The 17129-nt window shown below is 70.8% G+C and carries 23 protein-coding genes and 2 pseudogenes; 13 read left to right on the top strand and 12 right to left on the bottom strand.

What is annotated here, in order from left to right; translation table 11 throughout:
- Positions 1-144: 144 nt before the first annotated feature.
- Positions 145-1071: a mycothiol synthase gene (gene mshD, locus ACFYZE_RS34430; RefSeq protein ID WP_389003096.1), complete on the bottom strand. Its 927-nt coding sequence runs from the start codon at positions 1069-1071 to the stop codon at positions 145-147.
- 148 nt (positions 1072-1219) lie between these two features.
- On the opposite strand from mshD, the gene ACFYZE_RS34425 reads away from it, so the two are divergent.
- Both ACFYZE_RS34425 and ACFYZE_RS34420 read left to right on the top strand, forming a co-directional pair.
- Entirely contained in the window at positions 1220-1381 is a 162-nt protein-coding gene (locus tag ACFYZE_RS34425; RefSeq protein WP_389003172.1) for a hypothetical protein, read from the top strand.
- A pseudogene (locus tag ACFYZE_RS34420) lies at positions 1360-1878 on the top strand (5'-nucleotidase C-terminal domain-containing protein); the annotation flags it as partial. The gene ACFYZE_RS34425 and the pseudogene ACFYZE_RS34420, both read left to right, overlap by 22 nt.
- Before the next feature lie 68 nt (positions 1879-1946).
- Here the strand turns inward: ACFYZE_RS34420 and ACFYZE_RS34415 are convergent.
- From ACFYZE_RS34415 to ACFYZE_RS34390, 6 genes are all read right to left on the bottom strand, one after another.
- Entirely contained in the window at positions 1947-3407 is a 1461-nt protein-coding gene (locus ACFYZE_RS34415; protein WP_389003093.1) for a sensor histidine kinase, read from the bottom strand.
- Complete coding sequence (locus ACFYZE_RS34410; RefSeq protein WP_389003090.1) at positions 3404-4135, bottom strand: response regulator transcription factor; 732 nt, start codon at positions 4133-4135, stop codon at positions 3404-3406. The genes ACFYZE_RS34415 and ACFYZE_RS34410 overlap by 4 nt, the downstream gene beginning before the upstream one ends.
- A 158-nt stretch (positions 4136-4293) precedes the next feature.
- A complete protein-coding gene (locus tag ACFYZE_RS34405; RefSeq protein WP_389003087.1) occupies positions 4294-4584 on the bottom strand; it encodes a hypothetical protein in 291 nt (96 codons plus the stop codon).
- Positions 4585-4620: 36 nt separating this feature from the next.
- Positions 4621-5724 (bottom strand): S1C family serine protease, encoded by a 1104-nt coding sequence (locus ACFYZE_RS34400; protein ID WP_389003084.1) that lies wholly within the window; start codon positions 5722-5724, stop codon positions 4621-4623.
- A 134-nt stretch (positions 5725-5858) separates the two neighbouring features.
- Positions 5859-6902, bottom strand: coding sequence for a LacI family DNA-binding transcriptional regulator (locus ACFYZE_RS34395; protein ID WP_389003081.1), 1044 nt, complete (start codon positions 6900-6902; stop codon positions 5859-5861).
- A 106-nt stretch (positions 6903-7008) separates the two neighbouring features.
- Positions 7009-7788, bottom strand: a complete 780-nt coding sequence (locus tag ACFYZE_RS34390) for a winged-helix domain-containing protein (RefSeq protein WP_389003078.1) — start codon at positions 7786-7788, stop codon at positions 7009-7011.
- A 172-nt stretch (positions 7789-7960) separates the two neighbouring features.
- Here ACFYZE_RS34390 and ACFYZE_RS34385 point away from each other — a divergent pair, with 172 nt between their 5' ends.
- The 8 genes from ACFYZE_RS34385 to ACFYZE_RS34350 all read left to right on the top strand — a co-directional run bounded on the left by ACFYZE_RS34385 (position 7961) and on the right by ACFYZE_RS34350 (position 13095).
- Positions 7961-8815 carry an alpha/beta hydrolase gene (locus ACFYZE_RS34385; RefSeq protein WP_389003074.1) on the top strand — a complete coding sequence of 285 codons (855 nt, stop codon included), beginning with the start codon at positions 7961-7963 and terminating at the stop codon, positions 8813-8815.
- Between the two features lie 38 nt (positions 8816-8853).
- Positions 8854-9108 carry a MoaD/ThiS family protein gene (locus tag ACFYZE_RS34380; protein ID WP_200421040.1) on the top strand — a complete coding sequence of 85 codons (255 nt, stop codon included), beginning with the start codon at positions 8854-8856 and terminating at the stop codon, positions 9106-9108.
- A 3-nt stretch (positions 9109-9111) separates the two neighbouring features.
- Positions 9112-10215: a hypothetical protein gene (locus ACFYZE_RS34375; protein ID WP_389003071.1), complete on the top strand. Its 1104-nt coding sequence runs from the start codon at positions 9112-9114 to the stop codon at positions 10213-10215.
- Between the two features lie 142 nt (positions 10216-10357).
- A complete protein-coding gene (locus ACFYZE_RS34370) occupies positions 10358-11092 on the top strand; it encodes a DUF2993 domain-containing protein (protein ID WP_389003068.1) in 735 nt (244 codons plus the stop codon).
- Between the two features lie 267 nt (positions 11093-11359).
- Entirely contained in the window at positions 11360-11440 is an 81-nt protein-coding gene (locus tag ACFYZE_RS34365) for a putative leader peptide (RefSeq protein WP_355139345.1), read from the top strand.
- A gap of 143 nt (positions 11441-11583) precedes the next feature.
- Positions 11584-12429, top strand: coding sequence for a sulfurtransferase (locus tag ACFYZE_RS34360; protein ID WP_389003065.1), 846 nt, complete (start codon positions 11584-11586; stop codon positions 12427-12429).
- A 31-nt stretch (positions 12430-12460) separates the two neighbouring features.
- Positions 12461-12748 carry a DUF1416 domain-containing protein gene (locus tag ACFYZE_RS34355; protein ID WP_103844331.1) on the top strand — a complete coding sequence of 96 codons (288 nt, stop codon included), beginning with the start codon at positions 12461-12463 and terminating at the stop codon, positions 12746-12748.
- 89 nt (positions 12749-12837) lie between these two features.
- Entirely contained in the window at positions 12838-13095 is a 258-nt protein-coding gene (locus ACFYZE_RS34350) for a DUF3099 domain-containing protein (RefSeq protein WP_389003062.1), read from the top strand.
- An 86-nt stretch (positions 13096-13181) separates the two neighbouring features.
- Here ACFYZE_RS34350 and ACFYZE_RS34345 read toward each other — a convergent pair whose 3' ends face one another.
- The 3 genes from ACFYZE_RS34345 to ACFYZE_RS34335 form a co-directional block, all read right to left on the bottom strand.
- Positions 13182-13511, bottom strand: coding sequence for an alpha/beta hydrolase (locus ACFYZE_RS34345; RefSeq protein ID WP_389003059.1), 330 nt, complete (start codon positions 13509-13511; stop codon positions 13182-13184).
- 192 nt (positions 13512-13703) lie between these two features.
- On the bottom strand, positions 13704-14066 hold the full coding sequence (locus tag ACFYZE_RS34340) for a DsrE family protein (protein WP_103844335.1): 363 nt from the start codon (positions 14064-14066) through the stop codon (positions 13704-13706).
- A gap of 42 nt (positions 14067-14108) precedes the next feature.
- Positions 14109-14477, bottom strand: a complete 369-nt coding sequence (locus ACFYZE_RS34335; RefSeq protein WP_389003056.1) for a hypothetical protein — start codon at positions 14475-14477, stop codon at positions 14109-14111.
- Between the two features lie 178 nt (positions 14478-14655).
- On the opposite strand from ACFYZE_RS34335, the pseudogene ACFYZE_RS34330 reads away from it, so the two are divergent.
- The 3 genes and pseudogenes from ACFYZE_RS34330 (at position 14656) to ACFYZE_RS34320 (ending at position 16461) form a co-directional block, all read left to right on the top strand.
- Positions 14656-15497: pseudogene (locus ACFYZE_RS34330) on the top strand (helix-turn-helix domain-containing protein).
- Positions 15479-15676 (top strand): DUF397 domain-containing protein, encoded by a 198-nt coding sequence (locus ACFYZE_RS34325; protein WP_389003053.1) that lies wholly within the window; start codon positions 15479-15481, stop codon positions 15674-15676. Before ACFYZE_RS34330 ends, ACFYZE_RS34325 begins: the two are co-directional and overlap by 19 nt.
- 209 nt (positions 15677-15885) lie before the next feature.
- Complete coding sequence (locus ACFYZE_RS34320; protein WP_103844340.1) at positions 15886-16461, top strand: FABP family protein; 576 nt, start codon at positions 15886-15888, stop codon at positions 16459-16461.
- 7 nt (positions 16462-16468) lie between these two features.
- On the opposite strand, the gene ACFYZE_RS34315 is transcribed toward ACFYZE_RS34320, so the two are convergent.
- Both ACFYZE_RS34315 and ACFYZE_RS34310 read right to left on the bottom strand, forming a co-directional pair.
- Complete coding sequence (locus ACFYZE_RS34315) at positions 16469-16732, bottom strand: hypothetical protein (RefSeq protein ID WP_389003050.1); 264 nt, start codon at positions 16730-16732, stop codon at positions 16469-16471.
- The gene (locus tag ACFYZE_RS34310) at positions 16729-17079 is read right to left on the bottom strand and encodes a DUF6247 family protein (protein ID WP_389003047.1); all 351 of its coding nucleotides are present in this window, start codon (positions 17077-17079) and stop codon (positions 16729-16731) included. The genes ACFYZE_RS34315 and ACFYZE_RS34310 overlap by 4 nt, the downstream gene beginning before the upstream one ends.
- Between the last annotated feature and the right edge of the window lie 50 nt (positions 17080-17129).

Raw genomic sequence — 17129 nt, 5'->3', positions numbered from 1 at the left:
CGGGTCGGCATCACTCAGCCCGTCCGGCGTTTGAGGACGAGGCCGCAAGGCCGACAGCGGGGGTCTGGGGGCGCAGCCCCCAGGGACGGGAAGGGTAGGGGGCGGGGGCGAAAACCCCCTGCCTCCAGCCGGAGGGCCGGCGGCTCAGGTCTCCGTCCGGTACATCAGGTCCGTCTCGTATGTCGTGAAGCCCAGGCGCTCGTACACCGACAGGGCCGCCTTGTTGTCCGCGTCGACGTACAGCATCGCCGTCGGCAGGCCCCGGGCCGCCAGGTGGCGCAGGCCGATCGTGGTGAGGGCGCGGCCCAGGCCGGTGCCCTGGGTGCCGGGACGGACGCCCAGGACGTACACCTCGCCGAGCCGCTCCCCCGCGTGGATCTTGGTCCAGTGGAAGCCGACCAGTGACCCCTCCCGTTCCGCCAGGAAGAAGCCCTCCGGGTCGAACCACGGCTCCGCCTTGCGGTCGTCGAGGTCCCGCTGGGTGAGGGAGCCCTGTTCGGGGTGGTGGGCGAACGCCTCCGCGTTGACGCCGAGCCAGGCCGCGTCGTCCTGCCCGGGCACGAACGTGCGCACCGTGACACCCTCCGGCAACGTCGGCTCCGGCGGGTCGAAGTCCGTCAACGAGCGGCGCAGCTGGCGCAGTTCGCGGAACAGGGTCAGGCCCAGCACCTGTGCCAGGTGCCGCGCCGCGGAGTGGCCGCCGTGTGCCCACACCCGCAGCCGCTTGCCGGAGGCCGCGAGGAGCGCGGTGCCCAGCGCCCGGCCGTGCCCGTGGCCGCGGTGCGCCGGGTGTACGACCAGCTCGGCGGTCGGCGCCTCCACCGGGTCGGTGTCCTCCAGCTGGGCGTATCCGACGAGCGTGCCGTCGACCGTCAGCAGAAGATGGGAGACGCCGTCCCGCTCGCCGCCGCGCAGCTGCAGCCGCCCCTGTTCGGACACGGCCTGCTGCCCGTCGACCCGGGCGGCGTAGGCGAGGAGCGCCAGCACGGCGTCGGCCTGTTCGGGCGAGAGCGCGGTGACGGTCTCGAGGGAGCGGGTCGGGGCCGGGCGGGCGGTGTCGTCGCTGGTCATGGGTACGAGGGTACGGGGCGGAGGAAGGAAAGGGGAGGTAAAAGGCAACCCGCTCGTAACCCTGAACCCCCTTTTGTGCTACGCGCGTTGACCCTGAGCTGCGCGAATCACCGTCTTGGCGCGTTCTTTACACACCACAGGGGGGCACATGCCGCCGAACGTCCGGCACAGACGTCTTCACCGCATCCTCGCCGCCGCCGCGGGCCTGGCCACGGTCGGCACCCTTCTCGCCGCGCTCCCGGCCGGCGCCCACGGCAGCAGGCCCGGTCCGCAACACCCCGGCCGCTACCCGAGGCGGACCTCGCGCTGATGAACCCCGGCGGCATTCGCGCCCCGCTCACCTACGCGGCGAGCGGAGGCGAGGGCGACGGCGTGGTGACGTACGGGGAGGCGTACACGGTGCAGCCGTTCGCCAACACCGTCAACCTGGTGAACCTGACCGGGGCACAGCTGATCACCGCGCTGCAGCAGCAGGTCAGCGGCGCGAACGAGGCGTCACCGAAGATCCTCCAGGTGTCCAAGGGGCTCACCTACACGCTGGACCTGACCAAGGCCGGGGCCGCGCGCGTGCTCGTGGACTCCGTCCGGCTGAACGGCGCGGCGATCGACCCCGCCGCCACCTACCGCGTCGCGATGAACTCCTTCCTCGCGGGCGGCGGCGACGGTTTCGCCGAGCTGGGCAAGGGCACGAACGTCCTCGTGGGCGGCGACGACCTGGCGGCCTTCGAGGCGTACCTGACGGCGAACTCGTCGGCCGCGTCGCCGTATCCGGTGCCTGCGGCGGACCGCATCACGGTGGTCAAGTAACCCTCGAACAACGAGGCGGGGCCCCGGACCGGTGTCCGGGGCCCCGCCTCGGCCGTTTCCCGGCGCCGCTACGCGACAGCCGGTTGTTCCTCCGGGGGCGGAGTGGGCGCACCCGGCAGCCGTACCGTCGCCACCGTGCCGCCGCCCCCCGCAGGGGTCAGGGACACCTCGCCGCCCGCCTGCTCCACCGTGCGGGCCACGATCGACAGGCCGAGACCGGAACCGGGCAGGGCGCGGGCGCTCGGGGAGCGCCAGAAGCGGTCGAAGACGTGCGGGAGTTCGTCGGCCGCGATCCCCGGGCCGTGGTCGCGTACGGTCAGGACGCCGTCGGCGAGCTGGACCTCGATCGTGCCGCTCCCGGGGCTGAACTTCACCGCGTTGTCCAGGATGTTGACCACCGCCCGCTCCAGCGCGGACGGCTCCGCGCGGACGTACCACGGCTGGAGGTCCGCCGTGATCGTCAGCTCCGGACCGCGCAGCCGGGCGCGGCGCAGCGCCGACTCGACGACGTCCTGCCAGGCCACCACCTGCGCCTTGCCGGCGTGCTGGCCGCTCGTGGGGCGCGACAGTTCCTGGAGGTCACCGATGAGCGAGGCCAACTCCGTCATCTGCGCCTTCACCGAGGCGAGCAGCGCCTTGCGATCCTCCGGGGGCAGCGGGCGGCCCGTCTCCTCGCTGCGCGTGAGCAGTTCGATGTTGGTGCGCAGCGACGTGAGCGGGGTGCGCAGCTCATGGCCCGCGTCCGCGATCAGCTGCTGTTGCAGTTCCCGGGAGCTGGCCAGGGCCGACGTCATGGAGTTGAAGGAGCGGGACAGGCGGGCGATCTCGTCCTCGCTCTCCTCGTCCACCGGGATGCGGGTGGTGAGGTCCTCGGTGCGGGCGATGTGCTCGACGGCCTCGGTGAGCTTGTCGACGGGACGCAGGCCCGCCCGGGCCACGGCGAGACCCGCGGCCCCGGCCCCCACGACACCGATGCCGGACACCACGAGGAGGACCAGAGCCAGGTCACCGAGGGTCTTCTGGGTGTCGGCGAGGGGGACCGCCACGAGCAGGGCGCTGTCGGAGAACAGCTGCATTCCGCCCGGACCCTCGCTCACCAGGGGCGCCGCGATCACCCGCACCGGGTTGCCCCTGCTGTCGGTGCCGTTGTGGATGATCCTCTTGTCCGGGTCCGGGTTCCTGGCGATCTCGAGATCCGTGCGGGTGACGCGGAGGAGGCCCGCGGACTGCTGGTAGACGCAGACCCTGCCGTCCGTGTTGATCACCTGCATGTAGTAGGTGTCGGGCTGCGGACCACGGTCGTCCTGCGGATGCGGCGTGGTGGTGCAGTTGCTCAGGGTGTTCGTCAGGCCCACCATCTTGACCGGGCCGCTGGCGGACGTCAGCTGGCTGTCGACCTGCTGGTACAGCTTGCCCTGCACGATGAACCAGCAGGTGACCGACACCGCCGCCACCCCGAACGCCACCGCGGCCGCCACCAGAAGGGCCAGCCGTGAGCGCAGCGGGAGGGCTCGGAACCGTTTGATCACTCGGCGCCGCCCTGCCGCAGGACGTAGCCCACGCCACGCACGGTGTGCACCAGACGCGGCTCGCCGCCCGCCTCCGTCTTGCGGCGCAGGTACATGACGTACACGTCGAGCGAGTTCGACGACGGCTCGAAGTCGAAGCCCCAGACCGCCTTCAGGATCTGCTCACGGGTCAGCACCTGGCGCGGGTGTGCCATGAACATCTCCAGGAGCGTGAACTCGGTACGGGTCAGCTCCACCGGGCGCCCGCCGCGCGTGACCTCGCGGGTGGCGAGGTCCATGCGCAGGTCGGCGAAGGTGAGGACGTCGTTCTCCTCGGCCGCGCCCGCCACGGCCGCGTAGTGGCTGCGGCGCAGCAGGGCGCGGATGCGGGCGAACAGCTCGTCCAGCTCGAACGGCTTGACCAGGTAGTCGTCGGCCCCGGCGTCCAGGCCGGTGACACGGTCGCCGACCGTGTCGCGGGCCGTCAGCATCAGGATGGGAGTGGTGTCGCCCGCGCCCCGGATCCGGCGGGCGGCGGTGAGGCCGTCCATGCGCGGCATCTGGATGTCGAGGACCACCAGGTCCGGCTTGTAGGCGGTCGCCTTCTCCAGCGCGTCCGCACCGTCCACGGCCACCTCGGTGGCATAGCCCTCGAAGGCGAGGCTGCGCTGGAGTGCTTCACGCACGGCCGGCTCGTCGTCGACGATCAGGATGCGCTGGGGGTCACGGTCGCCTTCGGCGGGGCTCATGGATGTCGAGTTCCTCAAGGTGCGACGGACGGGCTGAACGCAATCAGCCTCGCACGATTCGGGTCGGGGACGGAAAGGGTGAGACGTGGCTGCGGACGGTCGTGCCGCCGGCCCCGGGCACTGCACAGCTGCCGGCCCCGGGCACTGAACAGCTACGGTCAGCCCATCACCGCGGTCAGCCGGTTCAGCGGAACCTTGCGGCGGTGCGGCCGGGCCGCCGTCATCCGCAGTCCCATCAGCTGCGGGACCGCCACCTGCGGGACCGTGAACTGCGGGACCGCCACCTCGGGGGCGCGCTCGACCCGCGGCCGGGTCCGGGGCCGGGGCTGAGGCCGGGTGCGCACCCGGCGCCGCATCGGGGCGTGGAGCTCGTTCGCCACGGCCAGGGCCAGCAGGACTCCGCCGGGCTCGGTCGCACCGGTGACCTCGTGCACAGCCATCGTGATCATGTCGTACTCCTTACCACTCGCCCGGCGGGCGCCCGCTCAGCTCTGGGAGCCGGAGCGCAGCGTCGCCAGGTCGGACTTGACGGTGTTGATCGGAATGGCGAAGCCCAGGCCGACGCTGCCGGCGCTCGACGAGGTCGAGTCCGAACTGGCCGAGTACATCGCCGCGTTGATGCCGATGACGTTGCCGTTCATGTCGATGAGGGCGCCACCGGAGTTGCCCGGGTTGAGGGAGGCGTCCGTCTGGATCGCCTTGTACGTCGTCGTGGACGAGCCCGTCTCACCGTTGAACTGCCGGCCGCCGAACGCGAACGGCCACCGGCCGCTGCCGCCCTGCTGCTGGTTCTCGTCGGTCGGCACGGTGACGTCGCGGTCCAGTGCGGAGATGATGCCGCTGGTGACCGTGTCGCTCAGGCCCTCGGGGGAGCCGATGGCGACTACCTGGTCGCCGACCTGGAGGCCGTCGGAGTTGCCGAGGGTGGCGGCCTTCAGCCCTGAGGCGCCCCGCAGCTCGAGCAGCGCCAGGTCCTTCTTGCTGTCGGTGCCCACGACCTGCGCGGTGTACGACTTGCCGTCGCTCGTCGTCACCTTGATCGAGGAGGCACCGGAGATGACATGGTTGTTGGTGATGATCTGGCCGTCGCCGGTGATGATCACGCCGGAACCGGTCGACTCACCGGCGTTCGAGGCGGCGTTGATCTCCACGATGCTCGGGTTGACCGCGGCGACCACCCCGGCGATCGTGCCCTTGGCGCTGGACGGCACCACGTTGGTGCTGGTCGAGCTCGAGGAGACGGCCGTGTTCTTGCCGGTCAGCTCCTGGATCCCGTACGCCGTGCCGCCACCTATGGCCGCGGCGACGATCGCCACGGCGGCGAGGAGCGCGAGCGGGCCCTTGGTGCGCCGCTTCGCCCCGGGCTGGGCCGGGACGGCGGCCAGGACGGCAGTGCCGTCGTCGCCGCCGTATCCGTCATGACCGCCGCCGGCCGCGACCGCCGGCTGCGCCGGCTCGTACGCCGGAGGGGGCGGCCACTCCGGGTTCACGGGTGAGGAGGTGTGCTGCTGCTGCTCGGGGTACGCGGACTGGGGTCCGTGACCCTGGCGGTACTCGTACTCGCCGCTGCGGCGGAAGCTCTCGGTCATGCAAGAGAGAGTGTCCCGTGATCATGAGAGCTACCTGAGTCCCCGCTGAGAAGCCCGACAGAACCGTGTATGCCCGATATAAAGCCGCCTCGGGAACGTGCGGGAGACCCGGCTCCGAAGACTCCGAAAGGGTCTTACTGCGGCCGCGAGGGGCCCTGCTCGCAACCGCAGGAACGGCGCACGACCAGCCGCGAGGGGAACAGCTTCAACCGCTCCCGCCGCGACCCGGCCACCCGAAGCCCGTCGTCGAGCACCAGATCGACGGCCGCACGGGCCATGCCCGAACGGTCCGAGGCGACCGTGGTGAGCGGCGGGTCCGTCAGCGCCGCCTCCTTCACGTCGTCGAACCCGGCCACCGCCAGCTCCCCGGGCACGTCGATCCGCAGTTCGCGGGCCGCCCGGAGCACGCCGATCGCCTGGTCGTCGGTGGAGCAGAAGATCGCCGGGGGGCGGTGCGGCCCGGACAGCAGCTCCAGGGCGACGTTGTACGCGTCGTACCGGTTGTACGGCGCCTCGAACAGGCGGCCCTCCGTCGGGATGCCGGCCTCCTGCATCGCGCGCCGCCAGCCCTCGACGTGGTCGGAGACGGGGTCGCCGACCGCCGGGGTCTCGGCCGTACCGCCCATACAGGCGACGTACTCGTACCCGTGCTCGAGCAGGTGCCGTACGGCGAGCTGGGCGCCCCCCAGGTCGTCCGTGACGACGGCGACGTCGTCGATCGCCTCGGGCCGCTCGTGCAGCAGGACGACCCGGGCGTCCCAGGCGTCGATCTCCGCGGCGGCGTGGTCGTTGAGCGCGTGGCTGACCAGGATCAGCCCGGAGACGCGCATGCCGAGGAAGGCCCGCAGATAGTGGACCTCGCGCTCGGCCACGTAGTCGGTGTTGCCGACGAGCACCATCTTTCCGCGCTCGGCGGCGGCCTGCTCGACCGCGTGCGTCATCTCCCCGAAGAAGGGCTGGCGCGCGTCCGGCACGATCATGCCTATGAGGTCCGTGCGCCGCGACGCCATGGCCTGGGCGACCCGGTCGGGCCGGTATCCCAGTTCCTTGATCGCGGCGAGGACGCGCTCGCGCGTGGCCGGGGCGACCGGCCGGGGTCCGTTGTTGATGACATAGCTGACGACGGCGGTGGATGTCCCCGCCAGCCGCGCCACATCGTCCCGAGTCACCTTGGCCACGCGCGGAGTCTACGCGGATGGACCACCTCTGGGCAGGGCTTTCGGCGTTCTATGCCCCACCTGTGACCTGGGCCGTGACCTGCGTCTCCTCCGGGGTGACGTCCGCCTACGCCTCGGCGGTCACCTCGGCCCCCGACACCGGCGCCGACTCGTCCGCGTCGTCCGCCTTCGGCCGGGCCGCCTTGGCCTTCGCCTCCTCGGCGGCGCGCTCGACCTTCTCCGGGGTGACGAACCGGTAGCCCACGTTGCGGACGGTGCCGATCAGCGACTCGTGCTCGGGCCCCAGTTTGGCGCGCAGCCGTCGTACGTGGACGTCGACCGTGCGCGTGCCGCCGAAGTAGTCGTAGCCCCAGACCTCCTGCAGCAGCTGGGCGCGGGTGAAGACCCGGCCGGGGTGCTGCGCGAGGTACTTCAGGAGCTCGAACTCCTTGAAGGTGAGGTCGAGGACGCGGCCCTTGAGCTTGGCGGAGTAGGTCGCCTCGTCCACGGACAGGTCGCCGTTGCGGATCTCCATCGGGGAGTCGTCGTTGACGATCTGCTGGCGGCCCATGGCCAGGCGCAGGCGGGCCTCCACCTCGGCGGGGCCGGCGGTGTCGAGGAGCACGTCGTCGATGCCCCAGTCGGCGGTGACGGCCGCGAGACCGCCCTCGGTGACGACCAGGAGCAGCGGACAGCCGGGCCCGGTGGAGCGCAGCAGCTGGCACAGGCTGCGCACCTGCGGCAGGTCCCGTCGCCCGTCGACGAGGATGACGTCGGCACCGGGGGTGTCGACGAGGGCGGGGCCTTCCGCCGGAGCCACTCGCACGTTGTGCAGGAGCAGGCCGAGAGCGGGAAGCACCTCCGTCGACGGCTGAAGGGCGTTGGTCAGGAGCAGCAGAGAACTCATACGTCTGGTTCCTCCTCGGTCCCTGCGAGGACGTTTGGCGGGGCGGCACTGCTCTGCGCATCCCGGGGGCCCGTACACCTGCGGTTTCCCGCGTCGTATACAACGCTTCCGAAAGCACAAAAGGACCCGGGGGCTACGCTGCCCGAGTCCTCTGCCCAGCAGAATAGCCCACATGGGCACTGGTACGGCAGGTGGAACGGCGCGATCCACGGTTCGTCCGCACTCTGAGACGGCTCGGCGCGGGCCTGTGCGGACGTTTCTCCGCACGCTCGACGGGGTGGCGATCGACGCCGCATACGATCCGGGATCCGTTGTATACGACACCGGACGTCCACCTTCCGGCCACCTGGACGATCTTGCGATCGTCGTGGCCCACGGCTTCACGGGTGATCTCGAGCGGCCCCATGTACGCCGGGTGGCGGGCGTCCTCAGGCAGTACGGCGCGGTGGTGACGTTCTCCTTCCGCGGCCACGGGGCCTCCGGCGGCCGGTCCACGGTCGGCGACCGGGAGGTGCACGATCTGGCGGCCGCCGTGCGGTGGGCGAGGGAGCTGGGCCACACGCGCGTGGCCACCGTCGGCTTCTCGATGGGCGGCTCGGTGGTGCTGCGGCACGCGGCGGCGCACGAGGCGGGCGCGGGCACGGACGCGGTGGTGTCCGTGTCCGCGCCCGCCCGCTGGTACTACCGGGGCACGGCCCCCATGCGGCGGCTGCACTGGCTGGTGACCCGCCCCGAGGGCCGTCTGCTGGGCCGCTACGGCCTGCGCACCCGCATCCACCACCGCGACTGGGACCCGGTCCCGGACTCGCCGGTCGAGTCCGTCCCCCTGATCGCGCCGACCCCGCTGCTGATCGTGCACGGAGACCAGGACGGCTACTTCCCCCTCGACCACCCCCGCATGCTGGCCGAGGCGGCCCCTGACCACGCCGAACTGTGGCTGGAGCCCGGCATGGGCCACGCCGAGAACGCCAGCGACGACGCCCTGCTGGCCCGCATCGGCGCGTGGGTGGCCGCGCAGGCGGGCTAGCCTGAGCGGTGTTCACCACGACCGAGTCGAGGAAGCAGATGGCAAAGGGCACGGTGCGCTACTGGGCCGCCGCCAAGGCGGCCGCCGGGGTCGCCGAGGAGCCGTACGACGCGACGACGCTCGCGGAGGCGCTCGACGCGGCGCGCGAGAGGCATCCGGGCGAACTGGTCCGCGTCCTGAAGCGCTGCTCCTTCCTGGTCGACGGTGACCCCGTCGGGACCCGTGAGCACGAGACGGTACGGCTGGCCGAGGGCGGCACGGTCGAGGTGCTCCCGCCGTTCGCAGGAGGATGAGCGATGAGCAACCAGCCGTACGAGGGATACGAGGGGCACCAGGGACACCCGGCCCCCGGCTACGGGGGGCATGACGCCCACCAGGCACACCAGGGCCATGCCGCCCAGCAGCCCCACCACGGCCACGACGGGTACCGGCAGCAGGGTTGGTACGACCCGAACGGCGCGGCCCACCCGCAGCAGCATCAGCAATGGCAGCAGCCGTACGGGGCCGCGCAGCCGTTGCCGCCGGAGGCGCACGCGCAGGCGTACGAGCCGCACGGTTACGCGGCGCCCGGCGTCGCCGCCATGACGACGACCGCCACCTCCGAGCCCCAGCCGCCCGCCGTCGACCTGTCCACGCTGCCCGCCAACCAGCGGGCCCGGCTCGAGGGCCGTTCGCCGATCATCGAGCCCGGGCTGCAGCCGGCCGCGCTCACCGCGGGGCTGGGGGCGCTGCTCGCCGGGGCCGCGGCCGTGGGGACGTACGCGCTCGTCGTACCGCTGGTGATCCTGCAGGCCGTGACGGCGGCCGGATGGTTCCGGCTGAACGGCATGTGGCCGGCCCGGCAGGGCATCGCGCTGGCGTTCCTGGGCGGAGCCACCGCGGACGTGGCCCTGCTGGTGGCGGGCCGGGAGCAGGCGCCGGCGGCGATCCTGGGCACGCTCGGCGTCTGGGTCCTGCTGTCCCTGGCCCTCCAGCTCAGGTCGCACGCCGACCCGGACACACGGATGTACGGCCTGATGGCGACGGTCGCCTCGGCCGCGCTGTCCATCGTCGCGGCCGGCCACCTGGCGGCCGCACCCGACGCGGTCACGGTGGGCGCGATCGCGGTCGCCGTGGCGGTCCTGGCCCGCGCGCTGCCGCTGCCGACGGCGGCGTCGGTGGTGGTGGCCCTGCTGGCGGCGGCGGGCGCGGGCATCGCGATGGGCGGCGCGACGGGTTTCGGCACCTCCGGTGCGTCGGGCGCGTTCCTCGGGCTGGGGGCGGGCGTCTGCGCGCTGATCGGCCACCGGGTGGCGAGCTATGACTACCCCTCCCGCTTCGTCCACTTCACGGCGGGCGTGGCGCTGCCGCTGACGGCGGCGGCACCGGTGATCTACGTACTGGGCCGGGCGCTGGGCTGAGCAAGCCGGGCCCCGCCCCCTCCGTGTCACAGCTGATCAACAATTCCCCGTCACCCCTTCCCCCGGCGGGTACTGTCACGCAGGACGGCCACCGGGCCGTCGGGACCGCCGTGACGACCGCCGACGTGGGGGACAACCGAGCATGCGCGCACTGCGAATACTGCTGATCCTCGTGGTGATCCTGGGCGGCCTCTTCGTGATCGTGGACCGGGTCGCGGTCCACTTCGCGCAGAACGAGGCGGCCGACAAGCTCAGGACCACCGAGAACCTGGCCACCACCCCGGACGTGTCCATCAAGGGCTTCCCCTTCCTCACCCAGGTCCTCTCCGGCGAGCTGGACGATGTCGAGGTCGGCATCAAGGACTACGAGGCGACCACCGGCAACGGCTCCGAGAAGATCCGCATCGCCGACCTGAACGCGTCGATGAAGGACGTGACGTTCTCCGGCGACTACAGCTCCGCCACCGCGGCCACCGCCACCGGAACCGCGCTCATCACCTACGACGAGCTGCTGAAGGCGGCCAAGGCCCGGCCCACCGAGGTGTTGCCCGACGTCACCGCACAGGTGATCGGCCTCTCCGACGGTGGCAACGGCAAGATCAAGGTCGCGGTGAAGGTCGACGCGCCCGTCAAGCTGCCGAACCCGGTCTACGTCCTCAGCTCGGTCACCGCCCAGGGCAACACGGTCAGGGTGCACGCCGACAGCCTGCCCAAGCTCGCCGGCATGGAGGTCGCGGGCTCCCAGATCCGCGCGATCACCGACTTCCAGCAGCGCATCGACCAGCTCCCCGGCGGTATCAAGCTCGAAAACGTCGAGGCCGGTGAGAACGGTGTGGAGATCGCGGTGAAGGGTTCGGGCGTCCGGCTCGCCGGGTAGGACGACCCCTGGCGACCGGCTGCGAGGGCAGGCCCCGGGATGTGAGCCGGGGCAGGCCGAGCCGGGCCGGCTCAGGCAGGGCGCAGGTCGTTTGTCCGATGGGCGAGACGGCCCCGTCCGTACCGTAGATGGCGTGACGGGCGGGCGCGTCGGGGAGGCGTGCGCCGACCGTTCCGTGCTTCTCCTCGTCCCGCATGCCGGACGATCGCATCTCACCATTCGACACGCCGGTGACACGCCCCGTGCCCGGTCCCTACGATCGACCCCATGCAGCGACAGGCGGATCTCACGAAGCGGCGGGCAGTAGACCTGTGCCGCGTCGCCGCCATGCTCTGTCGCACTTCCTGAGCGGGAGAGATCCACTCCCGTATCCCGGCCCTGGCTCCTGACACAGGGCCACTCGTGCGCCGCGTACGCCACCGCGACACCGCGTACCCGCACCCCTTCTGACTTGCAACGCCCCGCCGCAACTGCCCCGGAGGAGAAAGAGCATGAGCCGCAGCGACGTCCTGGTAGACGCCGACTGGGTCGAGCAGCACCTGGACGACCCCAAGGTCGTCGTCGTCGAGGTCGACGAGGACACCACGGCATACGAGAAGAACCACATCAAGAACGCTGTCCGCATCGACTGGAAGCAGGACCTCCAGGACCCGGTCCGCCGCGACTTCGTCAACCAGGAGCAGTTCGAGACGCTCCTGTCGGAGAAGGGCATCGCCAACGACGACACGGTCGTCCTCTACGGCGGCAACAACAACTGGTTCGCGGCCTACGCCTACTGGTACTTCAAGCTCTACGGCCACGAGGACGTCCGTCTCCTCGACGGCGGCCGCAAGAAGTGGGAGTTGGACGCCCGCGAGCTGGTCGACGGCACCGAGGTGCCCGAGCGCGCGAAGACCGAGTACAAGGCCAAGCCGCAGGACGCCTCGATCCGTGCCTTCCGCGACGAGGTCGTCGACGCGATCGGCACCAAGAACCTGGTCGACGTCCGCTCGCCCGACGAGTTCTCCGGCAAGCTGCTCGCCCCGGCGCACCTGCCGCAGGAGCAGTCGCAGCGTCCGGGCCACGTCCCGAGCGCCAAGAACATCCCCTGGTCGAAGTCGGCCAACGACGACGGCACCTTCAAGTCCGACGAGGAGCTGAAGGAGCTGTACGAGGCCGAGGGCGTGGACCTGGCCAAGGACACCATCGCCTACTGCCGCATCGGTGAGCGCTCCGCGCACACCTGGTTCGTGCTGCACGAGCTGCTCGGCCAGGAGAACGTCAAGAACTACGACGGTTCCTGGACGGAGTACGGCTCCCTGGTGGGCGTGCCGATCGAGCTCGGCGCCGGTAAGTAAGACCGACCTTTCAGAAAAGACGGAGAAGCACATGTGTGGAGCGAAGGCCGGCGGCCCCGACGCCTCGACGATCAAGCCCGGTGAGACCACCATCCAGGGCCAGGTGACCCGCAACGGCGAGCCCGTGACCGGTTACGTGCGCCTCCTGGACTCGACCGGCGAGTTCACCGCCGAGGTCCCCACCTCGGCGACCGGACAGTTCCGCTTCTACGCGGCCGAGGGCACCTGGACCGTGCGTGCCCTGGTGCCGGGTGGCACCGCGGACCGTACCGTCGTCGCCCAGAAGGGCGGCCTCGCGGAGGTCGCGATCGCGGTCTGAGCAGTACCGCGCATGGCTGAAGGGCCGCACCCACGGGTTGGACACCTCGGGTGCGGTCCTTCCGCATGTCCGCGGGGCATAGTGAAGGTATGTACGCACGACGACGCCACGTGTACTTCGCCATGATGGGAACCTGCCTGGCGCTGTTCGTCCTGGCCTGGGGAGTCGTGCGCATCTGGTCGGTTCCGGCGGCGGTGGGCATGTGCGTGGTGGCGATGGTGATCCCGCCCCTGGCCGCGATGGTGGCCAACCGCAGGGGTCCCGACGACCGCTGGTGGGACGACCCGTCCGGAGACCCGCAGTCCGACGAGTGGTGGGACGAGCTGGACGGCAAGAAACGGCGATAGCCCTGCGACGGCGGCGAGGCCCCCGGTTCACCACCCGGTGGTCCGGCGTCCCCGACCGTGGTCCGTATGAGACCGTCTGTCGGCTTTCAGCCTGCCGACGTGTGTGCCGTGCCCCTGGCGCGGATGTGCTGACTGAGAAACACAGCGGCGCGCTCCAGCGCCTCGTCGGCTTCGTCCAGAACGCCGGCGAACGCCTGGAAGACATGGGGAACGTCAGCGGTGATGTCCAGGATGACGTCCACTCCGGCCTCCCTCGCGCGCGTGGCCATGCGTGTGGAGTCGTCCAGGAGCATTTCGTTGGTGCCCGCCTGCAGAAGTATCGGGGGGAAGCCGGTCAGGTCGGCGAGGGTGGCGGGGCTCAGCATGGGCTGGTGCGGGTCCTGCCCCGCAAGGTACATGGTCCCGGTGTGCTCCATGCCCCTCGGCAGCCCCTCAGGGCTCGCCGCCGCACAGATCCTCTCGGAGCTCCGCTCCGTGCTCGAACGCGACAAGATCGGCCTGCCCACAGGCTGACCGGCATGCGCATTCAGTACGACTGCCCGTCGGTCGCGTGATCAGGGTTCGTACGAGGGTGAGTCCCGCGGATTGATCGCGACTCGATACGCGCCCTAGTAGACGAGCGCCTGCGTGTCGTCTGCGAGTGACTCCTGGACGAAGACCTGCGCGCCCGCGATCCGTACGCCCTCGATGACGTCCTTCTCCGTGATCTCGCGGCGGGCCGCGCACTGGGTGCACAGGGTGATCCGGCCGGCCGCCATGATCGACTCGATCAGGTCGGGAAGCGGCGCGGCGTGCGGCAGTTCGAACTCGGCGGCCCGGCCCGGCAGCGCGAACCACGACGACTCACCGGTCAGCCAGAGCGAGACGTCCACGCCGCTGGCGACGGCGACCGCCGCCACCGTGAACGCCTGAGAGCAGCGCTCGGGCGCGTCGGCCCCCGCCGTCACCTTGATCACGAGCTTCTTGGCCATGCCCGCAGCCTAGTCCTGCCGGGGTGAAGGCGGTGGGCCCGGTCAGGCGCGGTGCTCCTGGTTGCGGTGGCGGCGCAGCAAGACGTTGGCGTCCGTCTCGGTGCTGCCGTCGTACTCCGCCCGCGCGATCTCCCGCCGCGCGGCCAGCTCCTCGCACGTCGCACATCCCTGGACGGGCAGCGGCGGGCGGCTGGTGTCGTCGGCGGCCCGGGCGCGCTCGTTCGCGGCCCGCACCCCGGCGCCGATCCGCTCCCGCAGGGTGGCGGGGCGAAGGGCATCGGGGTCGGCCTGCCACTCCCGGCCGCCGCCGACCGGGCGCAGCATGGCGTACGGCCCTGATCTGTCCTGGTACTCGCCGACCTTGCGCGTGGCCGGGTCGCAGACGAGCGCTCCGCGTTCCAGGGCCGTCATCGGTTCCGTTCCTTTCCACAACGCCTGCGCGCAGCGCGACGCTTGAACTACGCTGCGTGTTCCGGACGTTACGAGCATGGCCCCTGAGCAGGGCCGCAACGCCGTGGACGAGGTCTGCTTCTCCGCCTCCAGGCGCTCTTTCCACACCTTCCACGGCCGTACTGCACGGAGGAGCGCGATGCCGCCGAGACGGGTGATCACGGGACGGAGCCAGGAGCCGCGCAGGCGGTTCGCGGAGGAGTTACGGCTGCTGCGGACGGAGCGGGGCGTGAGCCTGCGGGAGTTGGCGAAGGCGGTCGGCTGGGACCCCTCCCGGTTCGGAAAGATGGAGAGCGGCCAGACGCTGGGCGGCCCGGAGGTCGTACAGGCGCTGGACCAGTACTACGGGACGCCGGGGCTGCTGCTGGCGCTGTGGGAGCTGGCGGTGGGGGATCCGTCGCAGTTCAAGGAGCAGTACCGGCGGTACATGATGTTGGAGGCGGAGGCGGTGAGCTTGTGGCACTACGCCGTGAGCAGGCCTCCTGGGCTCCTTCAAACGGCTGGGTACGCGCGTGAAGCGCTCGCGGCAGGTGGCCTGAAGGGCGAAGAGCTGGACCAGCAGGTCGACGCGCGCATCGGACGGCGGAAGCTACTGGAGGGGGGCGACGCCCCACCGTTCCGAGGCATCCTCTCCGAGGCCGTGTTGAGGACGCCGATGCGCGAGGCGCGGGAGTGGCGGGAGCAGCTGGAGTATCTGGCGGAGGCCGCAGACCGCCCGAACATCACGCTCCACGTACTGCCGTTCAGCGCGGGTTTTCATGGCCTGGCGAGCACCGATCTGATGTCCTGCGGTTGCTGGACGGCCGTACCGTGGCGTACGCCGAGAACGACGTACGCGGCGAACTGGTCGAGGAATCAGGCAGGGTTGAGCGTTTCCACCGCACATATGATGCGGTGCGCGACATGGCCCTGCCCCCGGTCGAGTCGCGGAAGTTCATCCTGCGGATGTTGGAGGAAGTGCCGTGCGAGCCATCGACCTGACCAACGTGACGTGGCACAAGAGCAGCTACAGCAACTCGGACGGCGGCCAGTGCGTCGAGGTGGCAAAGGACCTCCCCTCCGTCGTCCCCGTCCGCGACAGCAAGGACCCCGCCCGCGGGACCCTCCTCTTCGAGGCCGCCGCCTGGGCCCGCTTCATCGACGAGGTCAAGCGCACCTGATAAAGAGGCTCGGGGTCCACCCGACTAGAGTGGGACCTGGCCCTGTGTACGTGTACCGCGCTCATCCGAGGAGCACCCCGTGGAGATCTTCTTCGAAACCCTGCTGGTCCTGGTCTGCGTCGGCGTGCTCGCCTTCGCCGGGCTGACCGTGAAGAAGCTCTTCGAGGGCCAGCGCTGACCCCCACGCCATCCACGACGAAAAGCTGCTCATGATCGAGATCCCGTCCGACCTCCACAAGGACCTCGTCCCGCTCGCCTTCCTGCTCGGGAACTGGACCGGCGCGGGTGTGCACGACTTCCCCGGCTCCGAGAAGTGCAACTTCGGGCAGGAAGTCTCCTTCACCCACGACGGTCGGGACTTCCTGGAGTACCACTCGCACACCTGGGTGCTGGACGGCGACGGGAACAAGGTCAGGCCGCTGGAGTCGGAGTCCGGCTACTGGCGGATCGACGCGGACCGCAAGGTCGAGGTGACCATGGTCCGCAACGACGGTGTCGTCGAGGTCTGGTACGGCGAGCTGGCGCACCAGAAGCCGCAGATCGACCTGGCGACGGACGCGGTGGCCCGTACGGCGGCCTCGGGCCCGTACACCGGCGGCAAGCGCCTGTACGGCTACGTCAACAGCGACCTGATGTGGGTCGGCGAGAAGCAGACCCCGGAGGTCGAGCTGCGCCCGTACATGTCGGCCCACCTGAAGAAGGTCGTCACCCCGGAGGACGTCGAGCGCTGGGCGAAGGCCCTCCCCGACGACCTCCCGGACGACGGGATCGCGTTCTTCAAGTAGGTCCGGTTCACCCGTTCCAGACGACGTTGCAGATGTAGACGCACTCGTGTCGGGGAACGGCGAGGAACTGGATGAAGCCGCGTCCGCCGAAGATGGGGAAGTTTCGGAGCCCGCCGGGCTTCCCCTCCGGTCGGCTGCCCGCCGTCTCGGCGTCACGTCCCAGGGCGGCGATTTCGGTGGCGATGCGCTCCACTTCCGCCACCACGCCGACGGGGAGGCCGGCGGTCAGGTACTCCTCGCTCGGGTTGTAGTCCCACTTCCAGTCACTCAAAGACCGGCCTCCGCCTCCGCCTCGGCGTGGATCTTCCGGATCTCGGCGATGGCGTCCATCGGGTCCTCCACGCCCCCGCTGACCACTTCTTCCAGGTGACGCAGGCGCGCGGCGCGGGACGGTTGACGCTGGATGGCGACGAACACGCCCCAGGTGTGGACGAAGGTGCGCAGAGGAGCGAGGGACTGAGTCTGCTGGGCGTTGGTCGTCGCCTCCACGAGGTCCTGAACGAACGCCGGCACCCGGCTCGGGGTCAGCCGTTCGACCGCGGTACGCAGTGCCTCAGGGGTGAGAGCAGGCATGGGAAGCAGCGGCTCGGGGTGAGGTTCCGGGTGCTGAGCGGTCACGGGGGTTCCCTCCGGATCGAGAGCCGGTGCTGCTGGTGCCGACAGTACCG

Origin of the sequence: Streptomyces sp. NPDC001796, from assembly GCF_042892355.1 — a bacterium.
Classification (GTDB): Bacteria; Actinomycetota; Actinomycetes; order Streptomycetales; family Streptomycetaceae; genus Streptomyces.
Note: the sequence above shows the minus strand (reverse complement) of the source record. Positions and strands in the feature narration are given on the sequence as shown.